Annotated in this window: 10 protein-coding genes; 4 read left to right on the forward strand and 6 right to left on the reverse strand. The window is 35.8% G+C overall.

Going from position 1 to position 9,893, the window contains the following annotated elements; translation table 11 throughout:
• Positions 1-622: 622 nt before the first annotated feature.
• The 4 genes from BUA76_RS16080 to BUA76_RS16095 all read right to left on the reverse strand — a co-directional run bounded on the left by BUA76_RS16080 (position 623) and on the right by BUA76_RS16095 (position 3,836).
• The gene (locus tag BUA76_RS16080) at positions 623-1,303 is read right to left on the reverse strand and encodes a hypothetical protein (RefSeq protein ID WP_072885811.1); all 681 of its coding nucleotides are present in this window, start codon (positions 1,301-1,303) and stop codon (positions 623-625) included.
• Positions 1,300-1,938: a hypothetical protein gene (locus tag BUA76_RS16085; RefSeq protein WP_072885826.1), complete on the reverse strand. Its 639-nt coding sequence runs from the start codon at positions 1,936-1,938 to the stop codon at positions 1,300-1,302. The genes BUA76_RS16080 and BUA76_RS16085 overlap by 4 nt, the downstream gene beginning before the upstream one ends.
• A 147-nt stretch (positions 1,939-2,085) precedes the next feature.
• Complete coding sequence (locus tag BUA76_RS16090) at positions 2,086-2,931, reverse strand: ABC transporter permease (protein WP_072885812.1); 846 nt, start codon at positions 2,929-2,931, stop codon at positions 2,086-2,088.
• Between the two features lie 2 nt (positions 2,932-2,933).
• Positions 2,934-3,836, reverse strand: a complete 903-nt coding sequence (locus BUA76_RS16095) for an ABC transporter ATP-binding protein (protein ID WP_072885813.1) — start codon at positions 3,834-3,836, stop codon at positions 2,934-2,936.
• A gap of 319 nt (positions 3,837-4,155) precedes the next feature.
• Between BUA76_RS16095 and BUA76_RS16100 the strand changes: the two genes are divergently transcribed.
• The 3 genes from BUA76_RS16100 (at position 4,156) to BUA76_RS16110 (ending at position 7,470) form a co-directional block, all read left to right on the forward strand.
• Positions 4,156-5,526, forward strand: coding sequence for an AAA family ATPase (locus BUA76_RS16100; RefSeq protein ID WP_072885814.1), 1,371 nt, complete (start codon positions 4,156-4,158; stop codon positions 5,524-5,526).
• A gap of 39 nt (positions 5,527-5,565) precedes the next feature.
• Positions 5,566-6,678 carry a peptide chain release factor 2 gene (prfB, locus tag BUA76_RS16105; protein WP_072885815.1) on the forward strand — a complete coding sequence of 371 codons (1,113 nt, stop codon included), beginning with the start codon at positions 5,566-5,568 and terminating at the stop codon, positions 6,676-6,678.
• Positions 6,679-6,762: 84 nt separating this feature from the next.
• Positions 6,763-7,470 (forward strand): DedA family protein, encoded by a 708-nt coding sequence (locus tag BUA76_RS16110; RefSeq protein WP_072885816.1) that lies wholly within the window; start codon positions 6,763-6,765, stop codon positions 7,468-7,470.
• A gap of 156 nt (positions 7,471-7,626) precedes the next feature.
• On the opposite strand, the gene BUA76_RS16115 is transcribed toward BUA76_RS16110, so the two are convergent.
• On the reverse strand, positions 7,627-8,496 hold the full coding sequence (locus BUA76_RS16115) for an alpha/beta hydrolase (RefSeq protein ID WP_072885817.1): 870 nt from the start codon (positions 8,494-8,496) through the stop codon (positions 7,627-7,629).
• A 271-nt stretch (positions 8,497-8,767) separates the two neighbouring features.
• On the opposite strand from BUA76_RS16115, the gene BUA76_RS16120 reads away from it, so the two are divergent.
• Positions 8,768-9,658: a DUF808 domain-containing protein gene (locus tag BUA76_RS16120; protein WP_072885818.1), complete on the forward strand. Its 891-nt coding sequence runs from the start codon at positions 8,768-8,770 to the stop codon at positions 9,656-9,658.
• A gap of 124 nt (positions 9,659-9,782) precedes the next feature.
• Here BUA76_RS16120 and BUA76_RS19310 read toward each other — a convergent pair.
• Positions 9,783-9,893 (reverse strand): transposase (locus BUA76_RS19310; RefSeq protein WP_178337352.1); only part of this gene is annotated, 111 nt, incomplete at its 5' end.

The following is a 9,893-nucleotide window of genomic DNA, read 5'->3' on the forward strand; positions in this document are numbered from 1 at the left end:
TCTGAATGAGCAGAACGAAGGGCGCACAGTGAAGATCTATAAATCAAAGGATAAGTTTTGAAATATTACATCCCGCAGATTTCACGGATGGCGCAGATTTTAATTTTATCGTAAAATATAGCTTATCTACAATTTGATCATAGCTTCGTATAATCATCTGGCTAATAATCTTTTGCAATGTCATTCTGAATGGAGCGGAACAAAGTGGAGCACAGTGAAGATCTATAAATCAAAGGATAAGTTTTGAAATATTACATCCCGCAGGTCTCACGGATGGCGCAGATTTTAATTTTATCGTAAAATATAGCTTATCTACAATTTGATCATAGCTTCGTATAATCATCTGGCTAATTAATCTTTTGCAATGTCATTCTGAATGGAGCGGAACAAAGTGGAGCACAGTGAAGAATCTATGAAACAATAGTACAGCCTCCGAATAAAATATCCCACAGATTTCGCGGATTACGCAGATTTTAAATGTATATAACAGAATATAGTTAGTAAAATTCAATCATAAGCTTTATCAGATCAACTTGTTGATTAATCTTTGCTCCTTAATAGAACGGAATATTTTATAAAAAACTTTACGATAATAAATTCCACAATGTTTAAAAAGGATTCATCACAGCAAACGAAATCTCTGAATCTGAAATCTTTCTTTAATACTGAAAATGGAAATATTTAAAAATAGTAAAAATCCAAAAATTATATAGTAAGCTCCTTTAGGAAGTTTAGAAAAGTTATCGAACATTGTTTGATAATATTGTCTGTTGATAAAATCATAAGTTTCGTCAGTAAAGGTCGATTCGTGATAATCCATGATAACATCATTACAAAGAAGACATTCTATTTCTTCATATTTTTCCGCTTTGGGATCAATGTAATTTACCGTGGCAAATAAATGTCCTGTCTTTTCCAAATCCAAGGCATACGTCTCCTGTTTTGCAATCGCCATATCATTTAATAAAGAAACAAAGTCACCGTACGTATTATTGTTGTTTAAAATAAATTCTATTCCGGTATCTTTTTCATTACGTTTTTGAAGTGCTTTAATTTCCGAAACATAGAATTTTGAATTTTCTTTAGCTTTTGAAGGATCAACCTTTATTTTCTTGTAATCCCAGTTTCGTAACGGCTCAAAACTGCCAAAACCTGGTTCTTTATCGTCATGAAATTTTGCAGGCAATCCAATATCTACAACATTATAAACTGTGCTGTCAATGTACGGATTGATATAATACCAAAATAAAACCGGTACAATCAAGGCACTGATAAGTCCCGGATAATAATAGATCTTTTTCATGCAAATGTTTTTTTGAGTTGAAGATTTTCTTTAATACTGAACATGGAAATATTTAAGAACAGTAAAAAACCAAAAATGATGTAATACGTTTGTTGAGGAACATGATTGATAAATGTCTCAGGCTTAAGAAAATTCAATGCGGTTTTCTCTTGATCATATTCGCCTCCTACAATACCTCCACAAATAGATTCCCGCTCTACAGCATTCGGATCTTTGTACATATGAACGGCAAAAAAATGATTGGTTTTTTCCACATCTACTCCGTAGGCTTCCTGCTTTGCCAGCTTCATCGCATCAATTAAGGCGACAAAATCCTGATAATTGTTTTTATCCCCGATTACAAATTCAATCCCGGTTTCTTTTTCATTTCTTGCCTGGAGCTTTTTCAATTCAGAAACATAGTATTGTTGATTTTGCAGGGCCGTATTGGGCTGTACAATGATTTTTTTATAATTCCATTTTCGGTAAGGTTCAAAAGTATTGAGAGAATTTTCCATTCCTTTCTTTACTTTTGCGGGAAGTCCCAGATCCATCACAGTATATGGTTCATGTGTTCTCTGGCTCCCGTAAAACCAAAACAAGACCGGTATCAGTAAAGCACTGATGAGTCCCGGAACGTAATATATTCTTTTCATGGGATTAATTTTCATTAAATATAAAGAAAACTTCAGTAAAAATAAAAAAGTGACCCGAAAAACGAATCACTTTACTATGTAATAAATAAAATTCTAACTCTAAACTCTAGACTTTGAACCTTGAATTCTGAATCTTGAATAAGAGAATTACCAGTCTCTTTTTCTTAAAATCCAGTATGAGCCGATGATAAAGATGCCGCACCAAACCAGACAGGCAATCATGCTTTCCGTAGGATAGTGGAATTCATATTTCATTCCCATCATTTTCGCCATATTGAGTCTCATAAGAGGGCTTGGAATCAGGCTGGACATACTTTCCAAAGGAAGAAGGTGCGATATAAAAAAGTCATTCTGAAGCACCTCATTTCTTTGAGCTTCCTGAAGGCCACGCACTTTCATAAAAACTTCTACACCTGATAAAATACCTTCAGCCACCCAGAATACAAAAAGTGCAAGAAAAACAAAAACAGATTTTCTCAGCAACACAGAAAGAAACATCAGGAAACAAAAGAATGTAAACAATTTTACAAAATAATTTCCGATAAAGAAAATTTCTTCAAAAACCTTCGCAGATTCCGTAGTATTGGAATATTTATACCCCAGAAACATCGTGATCGCGAAAACAATTATCGTAGAAACAATAGTAAAAATACTGATGGTCAGTAATTTTGAAGAGATAAATTCTTTTCTGCTCAATCCGTCGATGGTATTCTGCTTAAACATCCGGTTGCTGAATTCCTGTGAAATTGAAAAAACAATGATTAAACCTAAGAAAATCTTCAGTAAAGCAACAATATACGTTGTGAAATTCCAGATCTCAGGGAAATTATAAATTCCCTGCTCTTTTAAATTGATCTTTCCTCCGAAAAGATCAAAATCTACCAGTCCGATAAAGAGCAATGCAATAAGAATCGCAAAATACAGGATCGTAAAAATCTTGAATGGTCTGTAATTCAGATTTTTATAATATTCGAGTTTTAATAATTTGATCATGATTAATTGGTGTTTTTTACAAGTTCAAGAAATTGAGATTCAAGAGACATTTTTTTCTTCGTTAAATGAGAAAGGAATATGCCCTGCTCAGCAAGTTTTTGATTCAGGGATGATGCTGAAATAGATGCATCGTCACGGATCTGGGCCTTCAGGATGTCCCCATCATGATTCACAGAAGTAAACCACCCCAACGAATTCAGTGCATTCAAAAGCAATGTATTGTTGTCTGCTTTCAGTTCAAAGTACCCGTTGTTGGCTGTCATTTCATCCACCCTTCCGCAGTAGATAGAATTTCCTTCCTTCAGTACAATCACATGGCTGCATATTTTTTCGATCTCATCAAGTAAATGGCTTGCAATAATAATGGTAATTCCCTGTTTTGCAATATTGCTGATGATTTCACGGATCTGGATAATTCCTTCGGGGTCAAGACCGTTGGTTGGCTCGTCCAGGATCATTACTTCCGGATTATTCAGCATCGCAGAAGCAATGGCGAGACGCTGTTTCATTCCCAATGAAAAAGTTTTGAAAGCATCCTTTTTTCTTTCCAAAAGACCTACTGTCTGAAGAACTTCATCAATTCTGCTGTAAGGAGTGCCTTTAATTTCAGCAACTATTTTCAGATTTGTTTCCGCACTCAGGTACGGGTAAAAGTTGGGCTGCTCGATAATGGCACCTATTTTTTTGAGTGTGTCCGGATCAGTTCCTTTTTTCCCAAACCAATACCAGTCGCCGCTTGTGGGGTTAATGGTGGAGAGAAGCATTCCGAAGGTGGTAGACTTTCCGCTTCCGTTGGGGCCGAGTAGACCGTACACATTCCCTTTTTCTACATCAAAAGAAATATTGTTGACTACAACTCTTTTGAATTTTTTAGTAAGATTCTTTACTGACAGAATTTTTTCCATGTAATTTGTTTTACATAGTAGTAGTCTTTATAAAAAATAAATTGTTACAGTTTTATCGAAAAATCAATTTAAATTTAATTTCAAATACGCTATTTTTGGTATTAAATCTGTTTACATAATTTTAAATTAACGACAAACCGAAATAATTTAACATATTGAATTCAAAAAGTTATTCATCATTTTATGATCTATAAAACATAATAAAAATCAAAGATTTTAGACCTTATGGATTCTTTTTTCATTGTGAATTATACTTTATATATTATTTAAATCTCTTGTGTCTTTTGTGGTTAATAAAATTTAGCATTAATAGAATCTTATGAAATTAGTTGATTTGGCAAAAGAACTGAATGTTTCTGCGGAAGCAATAAAACAGTTTATTCAGGATTTCGATCTTGATCTTGTAGATTGTATCAGTACCAATTTTGAAATAAAAAAAGACTTTGAAAAGTTTGCCCGTGAAAACATTGAGTTTTTAAGGCTGTACGAAAAAGACCTCGATAAAACCAAAACCCTCGAACAGATCGCTGAAAAGATCAATCAGCCTAAAGAAAAGGTAGAGAAAGCAATCAAAGAATCAGATCCTAATATTTTCGATAACGGATTCTTTAAATCTTCGGTTTCCAGCTATGGAATTGATAACCGATTAGGAGGCAATTATAAATTTGTGTATGATTATTTCGGACATAAAACAAGCCTGCAGAAAAGAGATTTTATCGGGTACAGGGATTTGTTTTTCCATATTTCCACTGTTCTGGAACCTTTCCTTAATCCGCAGCAGATCAAAGACTGGGGAATCAACAAGCCTACAGGAATTATTTTATACGGACCTCCGGGAAGCGGAAAAATTTTCTGGGCCAATAAAATTGCAGAAATTATAGGCTATCAGTTTAAGGAAGTAAAAAAGCATTACCTCGGAACCTCCTTTGTAGACGGAAACCAGACCAACTTCAATGATTTTCTTGTTGCGATGATGAGGGAAGAAAAAGTCCTCCTGTTTATGGAAGATTTTGACGATATCATGATGGCCAGGAAAGCTGAAAACAACGTTGCTTCCTGTAATCTGGAAACCCAGGAAATCATTCTCCATTATATTTCAAAATTTGAACAGGAAGAGCTGCTGATGGTAGGTTCTGCCAACTCTGTTTCCGAAATAGACGAAGAAATCCTGGCTCCGGGAAGATTCGATGTGATGATTCCTGTATTTCCGCCTAATCTTGCAGAAAGATCAGAAATAATCCTGTATGCGATGACGAAAAATCTGGAAAACGATTCTCTTTTATTTAAAATTCTGAAAAACAACAAAGCCGATAAAATTCCTTTCTGGCATGAGATTTCCGCCCAGATGAAAGTGTTCAGCAATACGATGCTCATTGATTTTACACAAAGCCTAAAGAAAAGAATTAAAAATCTGTATCAGAAAACAAGAAATGAACACCTTAAGATCGACCAGAACCTTTTGAAAGCCGCTTTGAGAGATGCGACAGGAAAACTAACGGCAGAATACCTGGATCAGATTGCAATATTTTTAAAAGATGTCATTGTTAATAATTTTGATCAGTTCCAGAACAGGGTTAAAGATCTTAAATCTGAGCTTGATTCCTACCGGGTGGTGGAAGAACAGAGAAGAGTTATCGGATTTGCTCATAATGAGGAGAAAGATAAAACTCAAGGCGAAGACAAGGGATAAAAGGAATAAAAATTTCTTATTTTTGCAAAAATAAAAATCGTGATCAACAACGACCAGATAAAAGAAATTCAGTCAAGGATTGACGACCTCCATAAATATCTTCAAATTGATAAAAAGAAGATTGAAATTGCGAATGATGATGAAAAAACCGCAGCTCGGGAATTCTGGGACAACCCGAAAGAAGCTGAAGCATTTCTAAAGCAACTTCGTTCCAAGAAAAAATGGGTAGAAGCGTATGAAGAAATTTATACCCAGTTTGAGGATCTCCAGGTGTTGATGGATTTTGCCAGAGAAGATCCTGATTCTGAAAAAGAGCTTGATGAAACTTTTCCTCAGCTGGTAGAGAAGATCGAAGACCTTGAATTCAAAAATATGCTTTCCAATGAAGGCGATGAACTTTCTGCAGTATTGCAGATCACAGCCGGAGCCGGAGGAACCGAAAGCTGCGACTGGGCTTCCATGCTGATGAGAATGTACACCATGTGGGCGGAAAAACAGGGCTATAAAATTCGCGAGCTGAACTTCCAGGAAGGCGATGTTGCAGGTGTAAAAACGGTAACGCTTGAAATTGACGGCGAATTTGCATTCGGGTATCTTCGCGGCGAAAACGGAGTGCACCGACTGGTAAGAATTTCTCCTTTTGACTCCAATGCCAAAAGACATACGAGTTTCGTTTCGGTGTATGTCTATCCTTTGGTAGATGATACGATAGAAATCAACATCAATCCGGCGGATATTTCCTTTGAAACGATGAGGTCTTCCGGAGCAGGAGGGCAGAACGTAAACAAGGTGGAAACTGCCGTACGTCTCCGTCACGCGCCTACAGGAATTATCATTGAAAACTCCGAATCCCGTTCCCAGCTTCAAAATAAAGAGAAAGCGATGCAGTTGCTTCGTTCCAGATTATATGAAATGGAGCTGGAAGAGAGAATGAAAGCCCGAAATGAAATCGAAGCCAACAAAATGAAAATCGAGTGGGGAAGCCAGATCAGAAATTACGTGATGCATCCTTATAAACTGGTAAAAGATGTGCGTTCCGGATACGAAACTTCGGATGTAGATTCGGTAATGAACGGAAATCTTACGCCATTCCTGAAAGCTTTTCTCATGGCCGATGGAACCGCTGTTTCAGATGATGATATGGACTTGTAAAACAATGTTTAATTTTCGTTAAAATCTTATAATAAATTTCGGAATGACGTTTATTAATCCTATTTTTGTTACTTATCAAAACGTATGGAAGATTTCAATAGTTGGAAAGATTTATTAAATCCGGAGTTTTATATAAAGCTTGGCGGATTTTGGCTTATTCTGTTTATTATTTTTGCTGAAACAGGGCTTTTTGTAGGCTTTTTTTTACCGGGAGACTCACTCCTTTTTGTTTCGGGAATTTATGCGGTTAGAATTGTTTCAGAGACTTTTGGATCAACGGGAAGCGATCTTTTAGATACAACTATTTTAGCTTCTTCTGTAGCGCTTGCTGCAATCATAGGAAATGAAGTAGGGTATTATTTCGGAAGAAAGGCAGGATCTGCCTTGTATAAGAAACAGGACACGTGGTTATTTAAAAAGAAATACCTGTATCAGGCACACAATTTCTTTGAAAAAAATGGGGCATTGGCGATCATCATGGCCAGATTTCTTCCGGTAGTAAGAACTTTCACACCGATTGTTGCCGGAATTGTAAAAATGGATAAAAAAGCCTTTTTAAGAGACAATATTATTGGAGCGATTTTATGGTCATTCCTTTTGATTTTTGCAGGACATTATTTAGATAAACTTTTTCAGGAAGAATTTGGAATTGATCTTAAGACAAAGCTTGAACTGATAATTATCGTTATTGTTCTGATTACAACAGTACCGGTAATCCTAAAGTTTTTATTCGGCAAAAAAGAAGATTTTTCAAAATATGAAAATTATAAATTTGATGAAGACGAGGAATAAAATTTAACTTAAATAATACAAGCCTGCTCAAAATGCGGGCTTTTTTTATAGATCAGGCTTTAAAATCTGAAAGCTTGCGAAAATAAAAATAAATTTCAAAACAAGCCTTCGTTGTCTTCAACAAACAACCATCAACCAATAACAATTACTCATTGCTCATGATCTTATCCATTCCAGAATATTAGGATAAATCAGCGTGTCTCTTTTTTTCTTGTTAAAAAATCTCGGAGCATGGCCTGTATTTTTCATAAAAATGAGTTTGTGCGGAATATTCCGGGCGGTTAAAGCCGAATCCAGAGCCAGGCCCTGCTTTTTATTCACCAGGAAATCCTGGTTTCCCTGGAAGATCAGAGTAGGAACATCAGAAACATTGGCAATCGGGCTTGCTTTTTTGAATTCCTCCGAAATTTTTTTCCTGTGAAATTTTTTCCCTACCACAGCCTGAACGGTTGGAGAAGAATATTTTGAATAAAACGACTTCAGATATTCCCCCGAATAAAAATCGGTGGGAGCACTCATGGAAATAATTTTCCGGATCTGATCAGGATGCTGATATCCGTACAATAAAGCAAGATGGCCGCCTGCGCTTTCACCCAGAAGAATGTAATTGTCGGGCTGCAGTTCTGCCTTTCCCGCCAGGACGTTGAATTTTGAAATCACTGCATTGATATCTTCCAGCTGTTCCCGGTACGTAATTTTTTTTGATTTTGAAACCAGCCTGTAATTCATATTGATGCTCGGAATATTGTTGTTAAAAAGCATTTTCTGAATGTGGATCATATGCTCTTTCTTGCCATGTTTCCAGGCACCTCCGTGAATTAATAAGACAACCGGTGCATTTTCAGGATAATCCGAAGGAAGAAAAACATCCATTTTCTGCCTTTTATTTTCGCCGTACTTGAGATTGTATATTTTCTGTTCGTTATTCGTGCCTACCCAGACTCTGAATTTCGTATTACATGATTGTAATACAAAGCTGATTAATCCCAGAACGAAAAAATGATACTTTAAAACCAGCTTTTTCATAGATTAAAGGTACACAAAAATTAGATGAATTAAAAAGATGTTCTTCATCATGAATTTATTTTCACATCTTTTGCATGGAAGTTGATAAAGTATAAACATATTTGATGAATGGCTATATTTTAAATGAAGCTTTATTTTTTAAGATGTTCACCATCAGTTTTGATTAGAATTTAATGATAGTAATCTTTCTAAAACAGCAGTAAGTCATAGAGCAAGTCAAATTAAATAGTTATTTTTGTCATTAACAATTATTAAAAAAATATTAAAATTTATGGCATCTGGTTTCTTTGCTATTTTGGATGACATCGCAGCTCTGATGGACGATGTGGCGGTAACGAGTAAGATTGCGACTCAAAAAACGGCAGGAATTCTGGGAGATGACCTGGCAGTAAATGCCGAAAAGGCAACCGGGTTTCTTTCATCGCGCGAAATTCCGGTATTGTGGGCAATCACTAAAGGTTCTTTCATAAATAAACTGATTATTTTACCTGTCGTATTTTTACTGAACTGGTTGTATCAACCCGCAATTAATTATATCCTGATCCTTGGAGGACTTTACCTGGCCTTTGAAGGTATGGAAAAAATTATTGAGTTTTTATTCCACCGCGATAAAAAAGGCCATGAAGTAGAAGAGGAAATTGAAGCTACAAAGGGACAAAGCCCTGAAGAAATTGAAAAGGCTAAAGTAAAATCAGCCATTACCACAGATTTTATTTTATCTATTGAGATCGTTATTATTGCGCTGGGTACCGTATTGGAAGAAAGTCATCCCTTCATTACACAAATTCTCGTAACAAGCCTTGTCGCATTTATCGCAACGGTTGGCGTGTACGGAATTGTTGCTTTAATCGTAAGAATGGATGATGCCGGATTCAGGTTAATCAAAAAAAGCAACGACAAAGGATTTTTCGGAAAGCTGGGACATCTTTTGGTAAATGCTTTACCGATAGTTATTAAAGCATTGGGAATCATTGGTACCATCGCTCTGATTCTTGTTGCAGGAGGAATTTTTGCACACAGAATTGATTATTTTCACCATCTGTTTCCAACCTGGCCTTCCATTCTGAAAGAACTTGTTTTCGGGATCGGTGGAGGATTGCTTGCCGTAGCTGTTTTCACAGCTGGAAAAGGAATTTATTCATTGTCCGCGAGCAAAAAATAGGATTTTATAGATAATCGTTATAAAGTTCGAAGCCGTCTCATTTCACGATTCGGCTTCATTTTTTGATATTATTGTTATTCAAATTATTTTGGAAATTTTCTTTGCGATCATTGAAAATGGCTTATTAGGCGACTTTCTTCCTTAAATTGTGGGCTAAAGCATGCAATCCGAACTCAATTTCTACTTTTTTGAGAGATTTTAGCATAAATCTCTTAAAATGATGATTGTGTTTGAG

This window comes from Chryseobacterium takakiae (assembly GCF_900129385.1).
Taxonomy (GTDB): Bacteria; Bacteroidota; Bacteroidia; order Flavobacteriales; family Weeksellaceae; genus Chryseobacterium; species Chryseobacterium takakiae.

Bases quoted from the DNA above. Each gene is read 5' to 3' on its own strand.
- BUA76_RS16090 (WP_072885812.1), bottom strand. From the start codon at position 2,931: ATGATCAAATTATTAAAACTCGAATATTATAAAAATCTGAATTACAGA.
- BUA76_RS16120 (WP_072885818.1), top strand. From the start codon at position 8,768: ATGGCATCTGGTTTCTTTGCTATTTTGGATGACATCGCAGCTCTGATG.
- BUA76_RS16110 (WP_072885816.1), top strand. From the start codon at position 6,763: ATGGAAGATTTCAATAGTTGGAAAGATTTATTAAATCCGGAGTTTTAT.
- BUA76_RS16095 (WP_072885813.1), bottom strand. From the start codon at position 3,836: ATGGAAAAAATTCTGTCAGTAAAGAATCTTACTAAAAAATTCAAAAGA.
- BUA76_RS16080 (WP_072885811.1), bottom strand. From the start codon at position 1,303: ATGAAAAAGATCTATTATTATCCGGGACTTATCAGTGCCTTGATTGTA.
- BUA76_RS16100 (WP_072885814.1), top strand. From the start codon at position 4,156: ATGAAATTAGTTGATTTGGCAAAAGAACTGAATGTTTCTGCGGAAGCA.
- BUA76_RS16115 (WP_072885817.1), bottom strand. From the start codon at position 8,496: ATGAAAAAGCTGGTTTTAAAGTATCATTTTTTCGTTCTGGGATTAATC.
- BUA76_RS16085 (WP_072885826.1), bottom strand. From the start codon at position 1,938: ATGAAAAGAATATATTACGTTCCGGGACTCATCAGTGCTTTACTGATA.